The 17,231-nt window shown below is 63.8% G+C and carries 14 protein-coding genes; 4 read left to right on the forward strand and 10 right to left on the reverse strand.

The window, feature by feature from the left end; translation table 11 throughout:
* Positions 1-90 precede the first annotated feature (90 nt).
* Positions 91-1,032, forward strand: coding sequence for a transcriptional regulator FeaR (feaR, locus tag ABOC32_RS14020; protein WP_043199769.1), 942 nt, complete (start codon positions 91-93; stop codon positions 1,030-1,032).
* A gap of 226 nt (positions 1,033-1,258) precedes the next feature.
* Here the strand turns inward: feaR and ABOC32_RS14025 are convergent, their stop codons facing one another.
* Positions 1,259-1,624 carry a cupin domain-containing protein gene (locus ABOC32_RS14025; RefSeq protein WP_426811443.1) on the reverse strand — a complete coding sequence of 122 codons (366 nt, stop codon included), beginning with the start codon at positions 1,622-1,624 and terminating at the stop codon, positions 1,259-1,261.
* Between the two features lie 29 nt (positions 1,625-1,653).
* Positions 1,654-2,952: an NAD(P)/FAD-dependent oxidoreductase gene (locus ABOC32_RS14030; RefSeq protein WP_426811444.1), complete on the reverse strand. Its 1,299-nt coding sequence runs from the start codon at positions 2,950-2,952 to the stop codon at positions 1,654-1,656.
* Between the two features lie 239 nt (positions 2,953-3,191).
* Between ABOC32_RS14030 and hpaR the strand changes: the two genes are divergently transcribed.
* Positions 3,192-3,614: a homoprotocatechuate degradation operon regulator HpaR gene (gene hpaR, locus ABOC32_RS14035; protein WP_028613295.1), complete on the forward strand. Its 423-nt coding sequence runs from the start codon at positions 3,192-3,194 to the stop codon at positions 3,612-3,614.
* 11 nt (positions 3,615-3,625) lie between these two features.
* On the opposite strand, the gene ABOC32_RS14040 is transcribed toward hpaR, so the two are convergent.
* Entirely contained in the window at positions 3,626-4,225 is a 600-nt protein-coding gene (locus ABOC32_RS14040) for a TetR/AcrR family transcriptional regulator (RefSeq protein WP_234227147.1), read from the reverse strand.
* 202 nt (positions 4,226-4,427) lie between these two features.
* Between ABOC32_RS14040 and ABOC32_RS14045 the strand changes: the two genes are divergently transcribed.
* Entirely contained in the window at positions 4,428-5,597 is a 1,170-nt protein-coding gene (locus tag ABOC32_RS14045; protein ID WP_426811445.1) for a p-hydroxyphenylacetate 3-hydroxylase oxygenase component, read from the forward strand.
* Between the two features lie 79 nt (positions 5,598-5,676).
* A complete protein-coding gene (locus tag ABOC32_RS14050; RefSeq protein WP_426811446.1) occupies positions 5,677-6,606 on the forward strand; it encodes a p-hydroxyphenylacetate 3-hydroxylase reductase component in 930 nt (309 codons plus the stop codon).
* A gap of 74 nt (positions 6,607-6,680) precedes the next feature.
* Here the strand turns inward: ABOC32_RS14050 and ABOC32_RS14055 are convergent, their stop codons facing one another.
* From ABOC32_RS14055 to ABOC32_RS14085, 7 genes are all read right to left on the reverse strand, one after another.
* Positions 6,681-7,928 carry an IS256 family transposase gene (locus ABOC32_RS14055; protein WP_426811447.1) on the reverse strand — a complete coding sequence of 416 codons (1,248 nt, stop codon included), beginning with the start codon at positions 7,926-7,928 and terminating at the stop codon, positions 6,681-6,683.
* A 146-nt stretch (positions 7,929-8,074) separates the two neighbouring features.
* On the reverse strand, positions 8,075-9,163 hold the full coding sequence (locus ABOC32_RS14060; RefSeq protein ID WP_426811448.1) for an LLM class flavin-dependent oxidoreductase: 1,089 nt from the start codon (positions 9,161-9,163) through the stop codon (positions 8,075-8,077).
* Between the two features lie 27 nt (positions 9,164-9,190).
* Positions 9,191-11,767, reverse strand: a complete 2,577-nt coding sequence (locus ABOC32_RS14065) for a TonB-dependent receptor (RefSeq protein WP_426811449.1) — start codon at positions 11,765-11,767, stop codon at positions 9,191-9,193.
* Between the two features lie 203 nt (positions 11,768-11,970).
* Entirely contained in the window at positions 11,971-13,524 is a 1,554-nt protein-coding gene (locus ABOC32_RS14070; protein ID WP_426811450.1) for an ABC transporter substrate-binding protein, read from the reverse strand.
* 4 nt (positions 13,525-13,528) lie between these two features.
* Entirely contained in the window at positions 13,529-14,728 is a 1,200-nt protein-coding gene (locus ABOC32_RS14075) for an LLM class flavin-dependent oxidoreductase (RefSeq protein WP_426811451.1), read from the reverse strand.
* Between the two features lie 12 nt (positions 14,729-14,740).
* Positions 14,741-15,964 carry a lipase family protein gene (locus tag ABOC32_RS14080; RefSeq protein WP_426811452.1) on the reverse strand — a complete coding sequence of 408 codons (1,224 nt, stop codon included), beginning with the start codon at positions 15,962-15,964 and terminating at the stop codon, positions 14,741-14,743.
* 11 nt (positions 15,965-15,975) lie between these two features.
* Positions 15,976-17,049 carry an ABC transporter substrate-binding protein gene (locus tag ABOC32_RS14085; protein WP_426811453.1) on the reverse strand — a complete coding sequence of 358 codons (1,074 nt, stop codon included), beginning with the start codon at positions 17,047-17,049 and terminating at the stop codon, positions 15,976-15,978.
* Positions 17,050-17,231 lie beyond the last annotated feature (182 nt).

Raw genomic sequence — 17,231 nt, forward strand, 5'->3', positions numbered from 1 at the left:
GTATCTACCGACAAATGATGACAGTTGTGCGCACATAGATAACATGTTAACAATGTGCGCATAACAACAAATCCTGCGTCGAGGGCAGCCATGCATACTCAACAATCCAACCGTCAGGGGCTGGAACGCTGGACCACGGCCATGCAGCAGATCTGTGGCCGTTTCGAGACGGAGCTTGCGTCCAATCACTCGCTGTTCATCGGCGAGGTTTCCACCTTTTCCCGTGCCGGCTTGCCGCTGGCCAACCTGCGCACCAACGCCGGCAACATCCGCCGGCTGGGCGAAAACCCGACGCTTGACGATGACCAGCATTGCTTCCTGGTCAGCCAGCGTGCGGGGCATTCCACCGTGTCCCAGGGTGGCATGCAGGTCAGCCTGGCGCCGGGTGAGCTGCTGCTGATGGATTCGGTCGGGCGCTGCGAAATCACCCCCAGTGGGTTGATCGAACATGTCTCGCTGGCCCTGTCGCGTGAGCAGGTACGCAAGTACGTGCAAGGCAGCGGCCCGATGTTTGGCAAGATCTCCTCAAGCAATGCCTGCGGGCGCATGTTGCATGTGCTGATGGACCAGCTGTGCAAAGACGGCAACGTCAGTGGTGATGGCGCCCAGGGCGACGCGCTGCAGACTGCCTTCATCGCCCTGCTGGAACCGGGCTTCGAGCGCCATGGCGACGCGCCGGGCAACCTGGGGGCGTTGAACGGCGCCAGCTTGCGCGGTTACGTGCAGCAGGTGATCGACGAGTCGCTGTCACAACCAGGGCTGACCCCGTCCAACCTGGCCGGGCGCCTGAACATCTCGGTGCGCCACCTTTACCGGCTGTTCGAGGAGGAGGGGGATAGCGTGTGCCGCTACATCCAGCGTGCGCGCCTGAAGCGCAGTGCCGATGACCTGGCCAACCCGTTCTTCAGGAGCGAGTCGATCACCTCGATTGCCTACAAGTGGGGGTTTACCGACTCGGCGCATTTCAGCCGTTCGTTCAAGAAACAGTTCGAACGCTCGCCCAAGGATTACCGGGCGCAGGCGATGGCCTGAACACTATTCACGAGCCTTGCGCGCCCCCTTGTGGGAGCAACTGTCTTGCATACTCAGTCAGGCTGCCGCTTACCCTGTAGGAGCAGCCTTGTGCTGCGAAGAGGCCGGTAAGGCTAACGATTCTCTTCGGCTGCAATGGCCTCTTCGCAGCACAAGGCTGCTCCTACAGGTCTTCTGTTTGTCTTGAAATCACCGCAGGCCAGCTGGGAGTCCCCGGGGGATTTGTTCAAGCCACCGCCAGGTAATGCTTGACGAACGACTCGCTCAGCACTTCCCACAGCACCGGGGTGCCCTTGGTCACGAACCAGGCATCACCGGCTTTGTAGCGGGTGATCTGGCCGGTGGATTCATCGGTCAGCTGGATCTCGCCCGTCACGATCACTGCCTGTTCGTCGAACGGGTAGACCATGCGGAACTTGCCGCGGGTGGTGCCAAAATAGGCACTGCTGACAGCGTCGTCAGGTGCGCCGTAGGTCATCTTGCCAAAGGCTTTCACCTCGCCCTCAAGTATTTCCGAGCCCAGGTCGGCAACGGTGCCCCAGGCATCGAGTTCGGACAATTGTACGCCTTGCTTGGCGGCGGTAAGGGTCATGGCAGTTCTCCAGGGTTGAGTCAAAAGGTTCAGCGACGGCCGTTGAAGTAGCCCGACAGCTGGTGCACGGTCTTGCCGGCAGTGAGCAGCAACGGGCGGAAATGGTCTTTGCCGAGGATGCGCGCATGCTTGACCGAGCTGACCAGGTCATAACGCTTCGATCCCTCCTGCATGCCCTCGGCGAGGATCTTGCAAATGATGTGGCTGGGCGTGACGCCAAAGCCGGAGTAGCCCTGCACATAGAAAGCGTTGGGGCGGTTGGCGAGCGTGCCGATCTGCGGAAACAGGTTGGCGCTGGTGGCCATCGGGCCGCCCCAGGCCAAGTCGATGCGCACGTCTTTCAGGTAAGGGAAAATCTTCAGCATCAGGGCGCGGTTCCAGGCCTTCAGGTCCAGCGGGAAGTGCTCGACGAAGGGCGTGGCGGCGCCGAACAGCAGGCGGTTCTCGCGGGTGACCCGGTAGTAGTCGATCACCGGGCGGATATCGCTGTAGGCACCCCGTATCGGGCTGATGCGCTCGATCAGCTCATCTGGCAATGGCTCGGTCATCATCTGGAAGGCGTAGGTGTTGAGGGTGCGTGCGTGCAGCTCCGGCTCCAGTTTGTTGAGGAAGCTGTCGCACGCCCACAGCAGCTTGCTGGCGCGTACCGAACCGCGGCCGGTGCGTACCTTGATGCGCTCGCCGTAGGTCACTTCCAGGGCCGGGCTGTGTTCGAAGATGCGCGCGCCATGGCCCACCAGTGCCTGCGCTTCGCCCAGCAGCAGGTTCAGTGAATGCACATGGCCACCGCCCATGTGCAGCAGGGCGCTGTTGTAGGCGTTGCTGCCGATGATCTGGCGCACTTCGCTGCCACCGAGAAAACGGATTTCGTCGCGTGTGTTGATCGCCTTGAATTCCTTTTCCCACTTGCGCAGGGTCTGTTCCTGGCGGCGGTTGAAGCCCATGTAGCCGTAGCCGTGGCAGAAGTCGGCGTCGATGGCGTAGCGGGCGATGCGTGCCTTGATGATGCCGGCGCCCAGTTCGCTGATCTCGAAAATGTCCCTGACGCCCTGATCGCCGACGCTGCTGCGAACCTTCTCCAGGTCGTGGCCGATACCCGCCATGATCTGCCCGCCGTTGCGCCCGGTACCGCCGTAGCCCAGGTAGCGGGCTTCGAGCACGACGACATTGGTCACGCCCTGTTCCGCCAGCTCCAGGGCGGTGTTGATGCCGGAGAAGCCGCCACCGATCACCACCACATCGGCCTCGATGTCGCTTTCCAGCGTAGGGAAGCTCAGGTTGTACTTCTTGGTCGCCGAGTAGTAGGTGGGGCTCTCGAGGGTGATCATGGCGCAGCCTGCTGAATTGGAATTGTGAGAGGGCCGTTTCGCGGAGCGCCCGGCAATTGAGCGCCAGCTGCTCGGTAGGTGTCTTGTTCTTGCCTGCCATCGCGTGTAACCAGCCTGCCAGGCGCAACCGGCGGCTGGCGTTGCTGTCAGGAAATGGGTAAAAACCATTCTATTAATGTATTAATGATTGTGCACTGGCATACTCGCCGGTTTGCTATTTCCAGCCCCTTTGAGCCCGCATGACCACACCAAGACCCTCCTTGACCCTGACCTTGCTGCAGGCGCGCGAAGCCACCATGGCGTTCTTCCGCCCGGCGCTTAATGCCCATGACCTGACCGAGCAGCAATGGCGGGTAATCCGTATCCTGCGTCAGCAAGGCGAGCTGGAAAGCCATCAGTTGGCGGAGCTGGCCTGTATCCTCAAGCCCAGCATGAGCGGGGTGCTCAAGCGCCTGGAGCGTGACGGCATCGTGGCGCGGCGCAAGTCGCCGGAAGACCAGCGCCGGGTGTTCATCAGCCTGACCGAGGCCGGCCAGCAGGCTTTTTTGGCGATGAGTGAAGAGATGACGCGCAACTACGACAAGATCCTCGCCCAGTTTGGCGAGGACAAGTTGCAGCAGCTGATGCAGCTGCTGGACGAAATGAAGAAGATCAAACCCTGACGCGCCAGGCGTCAGCGGTTGAGTGAAAGCGAGTCCTCAAGCACTTTCAGCAGTGCTGCCGCGCGCCGCTCATAGGCGTCGGGGCCTGCGTACATCAGCTCCACATACAGGCTGTCGATGATGCCCAGGTAGGCATCGGCATACAGCGCCAGGCGGCTGTGCTGCTCATGCGCCCAGCCGTGGCGAGCCTGCAGGGCCTGGCAGAAGCCTTCGCGTATGCCGTCCAGGTATTTTTCAAAGCCCGACGTGACAATCGGCTTGATGCCCGCCGGGGGCAGGAACGCCGTGCGCAGCACGAAGCGCAGTTCGGCCGAGTCGCGGTAACGGTCGGCCAGGTGCAGGGCCAGCCAGTGCCCCGGCGCCAGGCCGTCACGACCTTCCTGGGCGAAGCTGTGCTCGACAAAGGCCGTTTCCTGCACCAGCGCACGCTGGAACACCTCCACGAACAAGGCGTCCTTGTTGGCGAAGTGCGCATACAGCGAGGCCTTGCGCATGCCCGCCAGTTGGGCGATTTCGTTCAGCGAAGAGGCGTCATAGCCGTACTCGGCGAAGTGGCCGACGGCGGCATCGCACACACGCACCGCAGAAGGGGAAAGGTCTTTCAACAGCATCGCTCCGTCAGGGGCGCGGCGGGCCGCGCGCGTCTTGAGGGTGGGATTGTGGTGATCGAAAATGCACGGGTCAATGCTTGTCGCATGGCAATTTCCGGGCGCCATGGAAAGTGCAATGTTCCCCTCGTAACGTGCATTCCGCCCCCCCATCGCCGCTCACATACTGATCGCGTCTTCGAATCCAATAAGAAAGAGACCGCTCATGAAAAAGCCAAACCCCCTGCTGGAAGACCTGAAATCCGTCCTGCCGACCATTGCCGCCAATGCCATGCGTGCAGAGCAGGACCGCAGTGTACCGGCAGAGAATATCGCCTTGCTGAAAAGCATCGGCATGCACCGCGCCTTCTTGCCCAAACACTACGGCGGCATGGAAATCACCCTGCCGGAGTTCGCCCAGTGCATCGCCCTGCTGGCGGGGGCCTGCGCCAGCACCGCCTGGGCCATGAGCCTGCTGTGCACCCACAGCCACCAGATGGCAATGTTTTCGCCCAAGCTGCAGCAGGAGGTGTGGGGCAGCGACCCGGACGCCACCGCCAGCAGCAGTATCGCGCCGTTCGGCCGCACCGAAGAGGTCGAGGGGGGCGTGTCGTTCAGCGGCGAAATGGGCTGGAGCTCCGGTTGCGATCACGCCGAATGGGCGATTCTCGGTTTCCGCCGCAAGAATGCCGAAGGCACTCAGGATTACTGCTTCGCCATCCTGCCACGCAGCGACTATGAAATCCGTGATGACTGGTATGCCGTGGGCATGCGCGGCAGCGGCAGCAAGACCCTGATCGTGCGTGACGCCTTCGTGCCCGAGCACCGCATCCAGAAGGCCAAGGACATGATGGAGGGCAAGTCGGCGGGCTTTGGCTTGTACCCAGACAGCAAAATATTCTTTGCCCCGTATCGCCCGTATTTCGCCAGCGGCTTCTCCACGGTCAGCCTGGGCGTTGCCGAGCGCATGCTGGAGGTGTTCCGCGAGAAAACCCGCAACCGCGTGCGTGCCTACACCGGTGCTGCCGTGGGCGCCGCCACTCCGGCGCTGATGCGCCTGGCCGAGTCGACCCACCAGGTGGCCGCCGCCCGGGCATTGCTGGAAAAGAGCTGGGACGAGATTGCCGAGCACAGCGCCCGTCACGAATACCCGTCGCGTGGCACGCTGGCGTTCTGGCGCACCAACCAGGGCTACGCCGTGAAGATGTGCATCCAGGCCGTCGACCGCCTGATGGAAGCGGCCGGTGGTGGCGCCTGGTTCGAGAGCAACGAACTGCAACGGCTGTTCCGCGATTCGCACATGACCGGCGCCCATGCCTACACCGACTATGACGTGTGTTCGCAAATCCTCGGCCGCGAGCTGATGGGCCTGGAGCCTGACCCGGCGATGGTCTGAGCCGCCACCTGTTTTCAACCATCCCCTACAAGCACAACAACAAACAGGGCAGCCTGCCAGGCCTGCCCGGGAGTCTTGCATGTCCAACGAAACCTTCGATTCACGTGCCTTTCGCCGCGCCTTGGGCAACTTCGCCACTGGCGTGACCGTGGTGACTGCCGCCGGCCCCAGTGGCCGCAAGGTCGGCGTTACCGCCAACAGCTTCAACTCGGTATCGCTGGACCCGGCGCTGATCCTGTGGAGCATCGACAAGCGCTCCACCAGCCATGAAGTGTTCGAAGAGGCCTCGCACTTTGCCGTGAACATTCTGGCTGCGGACCAGATCGACCTGTCCAACAACTTTGCCCGCCCGAAGGAAGATCGCTTTGCCGGCGTCGAGTACGAAACCGGGGTCGGCGGTGCGCCGCTGTTCGCCGACTGCGCGGCGCGCTTCGAATGTGAAAAGTACCAGCAGCTGGACGGTGGTGATCACTGGATCCTGGTGGGCAAGGTAGTGGCCTTTGATGATTTCGGCCGCTCGCCGCTGCTGTACCACCAGGGCGCCTATTCCATGGTGCTGCCGCATACCCGCATGACCCAGCGCGCGGAGGGGCAGGCACCGAGCAGCCACTTCCAGGGCCGTCTGCAGCACAACCTGTACTACCTGATGACCCAGGCGTTGCGCGCCTACCAGGCTGACTACCAGCCACGCCAGTTGTGCACCGGCCTGCGCACCAGCGAGGCACGCATGCTGATGGTGCTGGAGAACGATGCGGGCCTGAGCCTGAACGACCTGCAACGGGAAGTGGCGATGCCGGCGCGGGAGATTGAGGAGGCGGTGGCCAACCTCAAGCGCAAAGGGCTGATTGCCGATGACGAGGGGCGTGTGCGGTTGTCGGTGAAGGGCGTGGACGAGACCGAGGCGTTGTGGACCATTGCCCGCGAACAGCAGGACAAGGTGTTCGGGCAGTTCAGTGAAGCGCAGCTGGATACCTTCAAGACAGTGCTCAAGGCGCTTATCAATATCTGAACCTGAAAGACCGGGACTGTCAGATTTTTTGTGTGCGGGCCGGTAACGGCCTGCCGTTAGGCAGGCCCTGATTTTCACCAGGTTGGCCTGATGAACCGATCTCCGTACAGAATCGCAAATTGATTCATCGCGTTTTTCCAATCATGAGCCGGTTTTCCCCAATTGGCTGTTATGTTGCGCAATCCCAGCCAAATCAGTTTGGTCGCGGCGTCATCATTCGGGAAATGCCCACGAGTCTTGATGACCTTGCGTAGCTGGGCGTTGATGCTCTCGATGGCGTTGGTGGTATAGATCACCTTGCGGATGGCGGGCGGGAAAACAAAGAATGGAATCACTCGATCCCAGGCCCGCCTCCAGGCAGCCACCACCGTCGGATATTTCTCGCCCCATGGCCCGTTCTCAAACTCATCGAGCGCTTGCTCAGCGGCTTCGGCATTGATGGCTTGGTAAATCGGCTTCAGCTCCTTGGCCAGAGCCCGTCGCTTGTCCCAGGCCGCGTATTCGAGGCTGTTGCGGATCAGGTGCACGATGCACGTCTGCAGCGTCGTCTCTGGAAACACGGCACTGAGGGCCTCTGGCATACCTTTGAGGCCATCGGTCACGGCAATCAGCACATCTTCGACACCACGCGTCTTGAGATCGTTAAAGACCTTCATCCAAAACTTCGCACCCTCGGTGTTCTCGATCCAGATGCCCAGGATGTCACGCGTCCCGTCGGGTAGAACGCCCAAAACCAAGTAAATGGCTTTGTTGCGCACCAGGCCTTCTTCGCGAATCTTCACCCGCAGCGCATCAAAGAAAATGACCGGGTACATCGGCTCCAGTGGCCGCTGTTGCCACGCGCCAATTTCTTCCATGACCTCGTCTGTTACAGAGCTGATGAAGTCGGGTGAAACGTCGGTGCCGTATTGCTCGGACAGAAATGCCCGGATCTCTCTGACCGTCATTCCACGGGCGTACATGGCGATGATCTTGTCATCGAAACCGGTGTACCGCCGCTCATGCTTAGGAATCAGGATGGGCGCAAAACTGCCGTCTCGGTCGCGAGGAATTTCCAGTCGCAGCGGGCCATCGCCGGTCAAAACCGTCTTGCTACTCTTGCCGTTACGCTGATTGGTTTCATCCTCTGGGCGCTGCGCGCCCGGCGGATAACCTAGGTGGTGGCCAAGCTCGGCATGCAGAGCACGTTCGATCAGGGCCTTCTTGAATGCCGCAGAGGCATCCTCGATAGCTTCTGCGGTCATCAGGCCCTCACCGAACTGCTCCAGAAGCTCTTTGGGGATTTTGGGCAGGTCACGCAAGGGTTTCTTTTTGGTTGGCATACATGCACCTCTTACTCATGTTATGCCCGAACACAAAATTTCTGACACCCTCCGCCGCGCGGCGGCGCTCGATCTCACAGGCGCCAAACAACTCAAGGCATGCACCTGACAACCCAAATGCACCCCCAAAGCCATATCCCCAACCCTCACCCCACAAACCGGACCTGCCGCCGCCGTACTTCCTCGCGCACCGCCGGAATCACCCAGCGTCCGTAATCCACCGTGTCATACAGCGGGTCGTAGCCCCGGTTGAGAAAGGTGGTCACCCCAAGGTCGACGTAATCGAGCAACGCCTGGGCCACGGTCTCCGGCGTGCCCACCAGCGCGGTGGTATCGCCATAGGCACCCACCGCAGTCGCCGTCGGCATCCACAACGCCCGGTCATGCCGGTCGGCGCGGGCGGCGGCGGCGAGCAGGCGTTCGGAGCCGGTGCCCTTGATGCGCTTCTGCCAAGGGCTGTCCGCCGCAAACTGCGGGTTGGCCTTGATCTGCGCGAGGATCTGTTCGGCCCGCTGCCAGGCCTGCTCCTCGGTGGCACCCAAAATCAACCTTACCGACAAACTGACCCTCGGCGCCGCCACGCCTGCAGCGTTCGCGGCAGCCTTGAGTTTGCTGATCTGCTCGGCCACACCGCTCAGCGGCTCACCCCACAGGGCATACAGGTCCGCATGCTTGACGGCGATCTGGTAGGCGATGTCGGACGAACCTCCGAAGGAAATCGGGATATGCGGCTGCTGCAGCGGCTTCACCGGTGAGAAGGCACCCTTGATGTTGAAGTAGCGGCCCTCGAAGTCAAACGGCTCTTCGGCGGTCCAGGTGCGACGGACAATCTCCAGGTACTCGTCGGCACGCCGGTAGCGCTCGGTCTTGTCCAGCAGGGTGTCCCCCTCTTGCGGCTCGGCGGTGATACCGGTGATCGCATGCAGGCGGATGCGCCCGCCGCCGGTGGTGTGGTCGAGGGTGGCGAATGCCCGTGCAGCCACCGTCGGCGCGGTCAGGGCCGGGCGGTGGGCAATCATGAAACCAAGGCGTTCGGTGTGCGCGGCAGCATAGGCGGCAATCTGCAGGCTGTCGGCGCTGCCCGGGCCGCTGGCGATCAGCACCCGGTCGAAGCCGGCATGCTCATGGGCGCGGGCGTGGTGACGGATGAACGGCAGGTCGAAGTCGGGTGTGCGTACGCCACGGGTCTCGGACCACTGACGAGGGAAGATCATGCCGACAAATTCAATGGACATGGCTGAGGCCTTTCAGGTTGAGGGAGATCAGAACTGGTAATCGACCTGGGCCAGCAGCGTGCGGCCCGGCATCGGTTGCAGGAAGGTATTGGTGGAACCGGCCAGGCCACTGACGAAATTCAGCTCGTCGGTGACGTTGAGCATGCGCACCGTCACGCCCCACTGCAGCTGGCGGTAGTACACGGCAAGGTCGAGGTTGTATTCGTCCGGCACTTTCACCGTCTTGCTCAGGTTCAGGTACCAGCTGCTGGTCCACCAGCCGGAAAGCTCGACGCCAAACCCTGAGTCGAAGCGGTAGTCGACATACCCGCCGGCGTTGTATTCGGGGATCTGCACGGCATCGAACTTGCCGGACGGGCGCTGGTTGAGGCTGTTGTTGTCGCCGAACACGGTGCCGTTGTCGGGGATGAAACCGGCCGAGGCGAACCCGGCCTGGCTGGTGAACTCGTTATAGGCGCTGATGCGGCTGAGGTTGAGGCCGCTGCGCAAGTTCTGGTCCTGGTAGCGTAGGGTGGCTTCCCAGCCTTTGACGATCAGCCGGGCGATGTTGTTGTTGCTGTCGGGCGACTGGTCGCGGGCCTGCTTGTAGGCGGCCAGGGTGAGGAACAGCTGGTCGGGCACAGCCTCCACTTTCAAACCCACCTCATGCAACACGCTCAGGCTCTCGAAGGCCAGCGGGTTGAGCTGGTTGGCCCCTGTGCCGCTGCCCCAGCCCAGGCCGTTGGTGAAGAAGCCGGTATTCACCGCCAGCGAGCGGTCGAAGGTGTAATACAGCGTGCTGTTTTCCGTGGGTTTGAAATAGGGGCTGACCTGCACCGAGAACAGCCGGTAGTTGTCCGAGTCCTTGCGCGGGTTGCCGCCGGGCAGCACGAAGGGGTTTTCGATACGGGCGTCGATCCAGCTGCGGCTGGCACCCACGTTCAGGCCCACGCGTTCGCCCAGGCGCAGGTTGTGCTGGCTGAACAGGGTCTTGGTGGTCCAGGTGCTGTCGGCGGTGTAGGGCGCCACCGATTCGGCATACAGGCCGTGCCCGGCCGGGTACATGGCGGGCAGGTTGAGCCAGCCGTAATAGTTGGAAAATTGCGGCACGCCGGGTTGACCGATCCAGGCAGCGTTGCCACCGGCGGGGTTGCGGCCGCCCAGGCCGAGCAAGTCGCCTGGATTTTTCAGGGTGGGGTCGAGGGTCAGGTCATAGGCGTTGATGGTGCTGCCGAAGTTGTTGTTGGCGGCGATCGACTCGTTGCGCTCGCGGCGGTAGATCAGCCCGGTGTTGCTGTCGTCGATCAGGGTAAGGTCGCCCAGCTGAAATTGGCCACGGGCGCGGAACTCGAAGCGGTTGTCGAAGATGTCGTCCTTGCCCTGCACCTGGAACGCCCCGACGGCATCGGTGGTGTCGGTGGAGTGCTGGTAGAAAGTGCTGTTGGCCAGGGTGATCGACGGGGTCAGGTCGCCTTCGACCCGCAACTGCGTGGTAAAGCGCCGCGAGCGGTTCTCGTCCTGCGCGCGCTGGCCGGTTTGTGACGATAAGGAGGTCAGGCCGTTGCCCGCCAGCGACGGGTCATAGACCCAGCCACGCAGGCTGCCGGGGTTGGCCTGGGTGTTGGGCGACGCGCCCTGGAAGCTGCCGTTGACCACCTGGTACTGGCCCTGGGCATTGCGCTGGCGCTGCACCCAGCCGAGCACCTGGGCATCGGCAGCGCCGGAGGACAGCACTGGCGACCACAGGGTATTGCCGTTCTGGATGATGGGTGTGGCGCGGCCGGCGGAGTACTTGCCGTGGTCGACCAGGTCCTGGGTGGCGCGGTTCCAGCCGTGGGTGATGTTGTAGTCGTAGTAGTCGTCGTAGGCGGCGTTCCAGTCCACCCGCAGGTTGTCGTTGCGCCAGGCGAGGGCGCCGTAGAAGGCGTCGAAGTTGTTCTCGACGTTGTCGTAGAAGTCTTCCTGGCGCTGGCGGGTGATGCTTACGCGGTAAGCCAGGTTGTCCGTAAGCGGGCCGGTGTTGTCGATGTTGAACTTGGTGGCATCGCGTGATTCGCCATCCGGGATCCAGCTGCCGATTTCGCCGCTGAGCTTGGTGCGGAAACCGTTGAAGTCGGGCTTCTTGCTCAGGTAGTTGACGTAGCCGCCACTGCCGCTGACCGAACCGTAGGTCACCGACGACGGCCCGGCGACGATGTCGGCGCCTTCGTAGGCGTTGAAGTTGGCTGGGTGGCGCACCCCGTAGGCGCGCTGGCCATCCTGGAACACCTCGGTGTTCTGCCCGCGCATCTGCGGGGCGATGCCGGCGTTCTGGCCACCACCGCGGGTGATGCCGGGGGCGTACTTGACCAGGTCGTCGGAGCTGCGGATCGGGTCGTTGGCCAGTTGCTCGGCGTTGATCTGGGTGACCGAACGCGGGGTGTCCAGCACCTTGGCTTCCAGGCCGCCGTAGATCGAGGCGGGCGGGCGGGTGGGCAGGGCGTCGTCATCGGCCTGTTCGGCCTGCACGGTGACGGTTTGCAGCTGGGTGTCTTCGGCGTGGGCCGGCGGCAGGCTGCCGGCCAGAATGGCCAGCGCCAGGGCGCTGGGCTGGAATTTGGGGTGCAGCAAGGTCACGCGGGGCATTGGCTGGGCCTCGTTCAAGAGTAGGAATGTGGGAGAAACGAGGGCGCAGCCGCGCCTGCGGTTATGGATTGCCGGGATGTACTACACGGTCTCTGTGGGAGCGGGTTCACCCGCGAACACCGGCGCAGCCGGTGCCATACACCGCGTTGGATTCTTCGCGGGTAAACCCGCTCCCACAGGGGGAGGGTGTATGGCGCTGGAGGTCAGGTTTTCAGCCACAGGCTCTCGAACCGCCAGGTACTGAACAGCGACTGCTCGGCCTGCGCGCCACCCACGCGGGTGCTGACGCTGTCGAGCAGGTCGGCAAAGCCCCAGATCAGCATGCCGCCGCGCTCGTACTGAATGCGTTGCGCGCGGTGCACCAGCGCCTTGCGTTGCTCCAGGTCCGGCTGGGCCATGGCGGCGAGGAAGGCGTCGCTGAATTCGGGGTCGTGGAAGTGGGTCTTGTTGGCCACCGCGAACGGCGCGTCGGTGTGGATGGCGCTGGCCAGGTACGGCGCACCGATGCTGCCACCGGTACTCAAGGTCCAGTCGTCGCGCTGCGGGCCCTGGAAGGTGGCCAGGTCGACCTGGCGCACGTTGACGGTCACGCCGATGCGCCGGGCTTGCTCGGCCAATACCAGGGCCGAAGCCAGCCCCGCCCCTGGGGTGGTCACCAGTTCCACCTGCAACTGTTCATGGCCTGCTTCGCGCAGCAACTGTGCTGCCCGCTGTGGGTCGTGGGGGCGCGGGCCGATGCTGTGGTCGAAGGTGGGGTCGAACGGTGCATACAGGTCGTTGGCTACGCGGCCCTGGCCATTTAGCGCACGGCGCACCAGCTCCTCGCGGTCGGCCAGCAGGCGGAATGCCTCACGCACGCGCGGGTCGTTGAAGGGCGCCTTGGCGGTATTCATGTCGAACGACAGCCAGTTGCCGCTCACCGATTTCAGCAGGCGCAACCGTGGGTCGGCCTGCAGCACCTGCAGGTGTTCGGTGGACATGACGTTGGCCATGTCGATTTGCCCGGCACGCAACGCCGCCAGGCGGCCGGTCTGGTCCTTGAAGTCGATGATCTCCAGTTCATCGGCATAGGGCTTGCCAGGTTTGTAGTAGTTGTCGAAGCGGGTGAACAGCGAGCGCTGGCCCGGGGTGAAGCTTTTCAGCTTGTACGGCCCGGCACCGACCGGGTTGGTGACCGGGTGGTAGTCCACCGGCACGATGCCGCCGAAGTTGACCCAGGTTTCCGGCAGCGGCAGGTAGCTGCGGCCCTCGCGAAAGCCCAGGCGCACGGTGCGGTCGTCAAGCTTGACCAGGTTGTCGCGGTCCACCCAGTGCAGCAGCGCCGCGTAGGGTGAGGCCAGCTGCGGGTCGGTGAGGCGGCGGATGGAGAAGATAAGGTCATCGGCGTCGATGGTCTTGCCGTGATGGAATTCCAGCCCCGGCTTCAGCCGCAAGGTCCAGCCACTGGCATCGGCATTGGGCTCGGCGAACTCGGCCAGGGCCAGGCGCGGCTGCATCTGCTCGTCCCATTCCCACAGCTTGCTGTACAACGCAAAGCCACGCACGATGCCGCTGCCGATGGGCTTGTGGGCGTCGAGGTTGCCGCTCTGGTTGCCGTCGATGATGCCCAGGCGCAGGCGCCCGCCATGGCGTGGCTGGTCGGCTGCGGCATGGGTCGGGCTGTCGGCGGGGCCGCAGCCGGCCAGCAGCCCGCCAGCCAGCACGCCGGCGTGGCCAAGAAAGCCGCGCCGACTCAGTGGGTAACCGTCCCTGGCCATGGCGTCAGGCTCCGTTGCTGGCGTGCAGTTGCACGGGTTCGGCTGCCGGGCGGGCCAGGGCTGCACGCTGCGCACGGAAGTGCGGCAGGATGTGCTCGCCGATGCGGTAGGCCTCTTCCAGGTGCGGGTAGCCGGCGAGGAAGAACAGGTCGACACCGATGCCGTGGTACTCGCGGATACGCGCCACCACGTTGGCGTAGCTGCCCACCAGCGCGCAGCCCGGCGGGACGCCGATGTAGCCGAAACCGGTCCACACATTGGGGTGAATGAAGAAATCGTCGAACGCCTGCTGCTCCTCCTGGTCGCTGTAGCCGTGCTCGTAGCTCAGCTTGCGCGCCGTGCGCAGGCCGGCGTGGGCGGCGCGGGCCTTGACCGTGCCCTTGGCCACGCCTTCGTCGAAGAAGCGCTTGGCCTCGGCCAGTGCGGCTTCTTCGGTCTCGCGGGCGATCACGTCGATGGACAGGCCAAAGCGGATGTCGGTACGGCCCCACTTCAGCGCCCGGGCGCGGATGTCGGCGATCAGCGCGGCAATCTCGTCCGGGTGCTCGGCACGCATCAGGTAGAAGTCGGCGTGCTTGGCGGCGAACTCGCGCGCTGCCACCGACGAGCCGGCGGTGCAGATCAGCGGCAGCTCGGCCTTTTTCAGCGGGCCGCGCAGGCCGCCGCCTTCGGCGCGGTAGTAGGTGCCTTCATAGTGGAACTGCTCGTTGTGCCAATAGCCGCGCACCACATCCATGAATTCGGTGGCGCGGGCATAGCGCTGGTCATGGTCTTCGAAGTCGCCGACTTGGCGCTGGATGGCATCCGAGCCGCCGTTGATGATGTTCCACACCAGGCGGTTGCCGGTGGCGCGCTGGTAGGTTGCGGCCTGCTGCACGGCCACCCACGGGGTGTAGTGGTAGGGCTGGAACGCGGTGACGAATTTCAGCGTGCGGGTTTCCCGGGCCAGCAGCGAGCACACCGTCCACGGCTCCTCGCCGGTGGGGGCGTTGACCATCAATGCGCCGCCGAAGCCGTTGATTTCAGCGGCGCGGGCGATTTGCCCGAGGTAGTCGATGTAGGTGAAGTGATCACCCACGGCAAACCCCGACACCGCACCGGTGCTGGGCCCGCCCGCATGCCAGTCGCCGCGGTTGCGCGGGTCGCCGGGGAGGAACTGGGTTTCGCCATGCAGGGGCAGGCGGGTGAAGAATTCGATGCTCATGGGCTGGCCTCCTTACTGGACGCTTGGGCTGCAATTGGGGATGACCGGCTGGCCGCTGATGACCTGGCGGGCGAAGGGGATCGAGTCCTTCAGCGAGGCATTCACCGTTTCGCTGTGGCCCAGGCCCTTGTACAGGTGGCCCTGCACCACCGAGCCGGCCTTGCAGGCGTCCTGCATCAGCGCCACCTGTGTAGCGGCGGCGGGTGTCTTGTCCTCGGCGCCGGTGCCGATGAAAATCGGCTGGGCCAGCTTCAGGGTCGGGTACGACACCTGCGCCAGCCATGGCTTGAGCTGGTCGCCCTGGTAGTCTTTCTTGGCGTTGGCCGGGGTCAGGCCTGTGCCGACCACGTCGCTGACCAGTGCCGACAGGCAGCTGGTGCGCGCCTGTTCGAACAGCGGCAGGGCCTTGTCGGTGTAGAAGTCGCGCGGGTCGATGCTCGGGTCGTACTGCTGCGCAGCCAGCAGTGTGTAGAAGCCATAGGCCAGGGCCGGGTCGACCTTGTCCGGGTCCTGCTCGCCCACATTCTTCGCGCCCACGGTGTAGATCACCCCTGTGCCAATGCTGCCCTTGACGCCCAGCTTGGGTGCATAGGTCGCCGCATAGGCACCGGCGGCAAAGGCCCCGGCGCCGCCTTGCGACTGGCCAATGATCAGCACCTTGTCGGCCAGCCCCGGCACGCCGGCGACCACGGCCTTGGCCGCATCGAGAATGCCGTAGGCGGCCATGCGGTTGTTCAGCAGCGGGTGGCCGCCCGGTACACCGAGGCCCTGGTAGTCGGTGGCGACGATGGCGTAGCCCTCCTCGAGCCAGCGGTTGAGGTATTGCACGTCGCGGTAGCTGCGGCCAGCCCAGGACGGTGCGCAGATATCTGCCACACCCACAGTGCCATGGCCCCAGCTGGCGACCGGCCAGCCGCCTGCCGGCGCCTTGCCTTTGGGGATGAACAGTGCGCCGGACACCACGACTGGCGTCTTGCCGTCGATGCCATCCAGGGAGGTGTACAGAATGCGTTGCGCGCTGGCCGCATTGGGCAGGCTGAGTGCCTGGTCCAGCGGTTCGCTGCGCAGCAGTTTCCCGGGCGTGGCGGGGATGGCCTTGCTCCAGGTGTAGAAGGCCGAGACACGGCCATCGCCCTGTTGCGGGTCGGGTTTGGGCGCGTAGGTTTCGGCGGCCATGGCACCGATGGACAGAGCCAGGGCGCTGAGGCCGAAGACGAGCGAAGCAGGCAGTTTCATGGGTAAGGCTCTCAAGGTTGTTGGCTGATCTGGGCGTCGAGGGACGGCCAGTAGTGGGTCAGTTGCAGGTCGATCAGCGCCTGGCGGGTAAAGCCCGTGGCCAGGTCGTGGGTAATGTCGTAGGGCGTGCGGATCAGCCGGTTGGCCAGGGCGTACTGGCCCAGGGCGTCGTAGTGGGCCTTGAGCTGGGCATCGCTTTTCGGCGCCCAGCGCGCTTTCCACGCGACCGGGTCGTCCTGGTCGTCCCGGCGCAGCACGCTTTCGCTGACACCAGCGCGGGATGACAGCGCGTAGTAGCCATCGCGGTTCTGCTCTTGGGAAATCCACCAGGCCGCGCGCACCCAAGCGGTGGCCACCAGTTGCGTCAGGTCGGCGTGTTGCTGCACGAAGCGGTCAGTGCCCCACAGGTCCGAGACCAGCCGCCAGTCGTTGGCGCCTTGCTTGGTCGACCAGAGGATGCGCGCCACGCCTTTGTCTTCAAGGGCATAGGCTTCGTTGAGCAGCACAGCGGCGTCGACCTTGCCGGCAGACACCGCTGCGGCGCCCACTTGCGGGTTGAGGTTGGCGATCTTGAAGTCGCTCAGTGCCAGGCCCTGGCTTTGCAGGAAGTTGCTGAAGGCGAACTCCCAAGGCCGGCCGCGGTGCAAGGCCAGGCGCTTGCCCTTGAGGTCCTGGATGCTGCGCACCGTCGAGTCGCTCGGTACTACCAGGTAGATGTTGTTGCCGCTGCCACCCGGTACCACCAGCTTGCCCGGCACCTGGCCGGCCCCGGCGATGACCGAAGGCAGATCGCCGCGTACGGCAAAGTCCAGGCTGTCGTTGCTGAAGCCTTCGTTGATCTGCGGCCCGGCGCCGGCATGGGGTAGGGCGGTCCATTGCAGTTTCACGCCGCGGGCGGCCAGTTGCTGTTCCAGCCAGCCTTCTTCGATCACCCGCCCGGGGATGCCGCCGAACACCGGCGCACCGCCCTGGGTGAAGGCGACGATGGCGATGCGCACCGCCGCCGGTGGCTCGGCTGCCAGCGCAGCCAGGCTGAGGAACAGGCCGCCCAGCAGGGCGAGGGCATGACGCCAGGGATTGTTCATGTGCAGCTCCAGGCAAAGGTTCTACAGGCCAGGAGCGAAATGCATGCCAGCATGCCTTAAAGTGGCTTAAGCCCTTTATTTACAGGGCCTCCAGCCATGAACAAGTTGGTGTGAAGGAAACGGTCTGCTGATCGGCGGGCAGGGGAGTGCTGACGGGTTGCTGCTGTGGCAGCAATGGGTTG

This window comes from Pseudomonas sp. WOUb67 (assembly GCF_050058005.1).
GTDB classification, from domain to species: Bacteria; Pseudomonadota; Gammaproteobacteria; order Pseudomonadales; family Pseudomonadaceae; genus Aquipseudomonas; species Aquipseudomonas putida_R.

Coding starts and splice junctions, on each gene's coding strand:
- ABOC32_RS14040 (WP_234227147.1), bottom strand. CDS start 4,225: ATGCTGTTGAAAGACCTTTCCCCTTCTGCGGTGCGTGTGTGCGATGCC.
- ABOC32_RS14085 (WP_426811453.1), bottom strand. CDS start 17,049: ATGAACAATCCCTGGCGTCATGCCCTCGCCCTGCTGGGCGGCCTGTTC.
- ABOC32_RS14025 (WP_426811443.1), bottom strand. CDS start 1,624: ATGACCCTTACCGCCGCCAAGCAAGGCGTACAATTGTCCGAACTCGAT.
- ABOC32_RS14065 (WP_426811449.1), bottom strand. CDS start 11,767: ATGCCCCGCGTGACCTTGCTGCACCCCAAATTCCAGCCCAGCGCCCTG.
- ABOC32_RS14055 (WP_426811447.1), bottom strand. CDS start 7,928: ATGCCAACCAAAAAGAAACCCTTGCGTGACCTGCCCAAAATCCCCAAA.
- ABOC32_RS14070 (WP_426811450.1), bottom strand. CDS start 13,524: ATGGCCAGGGACGGTTACCCACTGAGTCGGCGCGGCTTTCTTGGCCAC.
- ABOC32_RS14075 (WP_426811451.1), bottom strand. CDS start 14,728: ATGAGCATCGAATTCTTCACCCGCCTGCCCCTGCATGGCGAAACCCAG.
- hpaR (WP_028613295.1), top strand. CDS start 3,192: ATGACCACACCAAGACCCTCCTTGACCCTGACCTTGCTGCAGGCGCGC.
- ABOC32_RS14050 (WP_426811446.1), top strand. CDS start 5,677: ATGTCCAACGAAACCTTCGATTCACGTGCCTTTCGCCGCGCCTTGGGC.
- ABOC32_RS14060 (WP_426811448.1), bottom strand. CDS start 9,163: ATGTCCATTGAATTTGTCGGCATGATCTTCCCTCGTCAGTGGTCCGAG.
- feaR (WP_043199769.1), top strand. CDS start 91: ATGCATACTCAACAATCCAACCGTCAGGGGCTGGAACGCTGGACCACG.
- ABOC32_RS14030 (WP_426811444.1), bottom strand. CDS start 2,952: ATGATCACCCTCGAGAGCCCCACCTACTACTCGGCGACCAAGAAGTAC.
- ABOC32_RS14045 (WP_426811445.1), top strand. CDS start 4,428: ATGAAAAAGCCAAACCCCCTGCTGGAAGACCTGAAATCCGTCCTGCCG.
- ABOC32_RS14080 (WP_426811452.1), bottom strand. CDS start 15,964: ATGAAACTGCCTGCTTCGCTCGTCTTCGGCCTCAGCGCCCTGGCTCTG.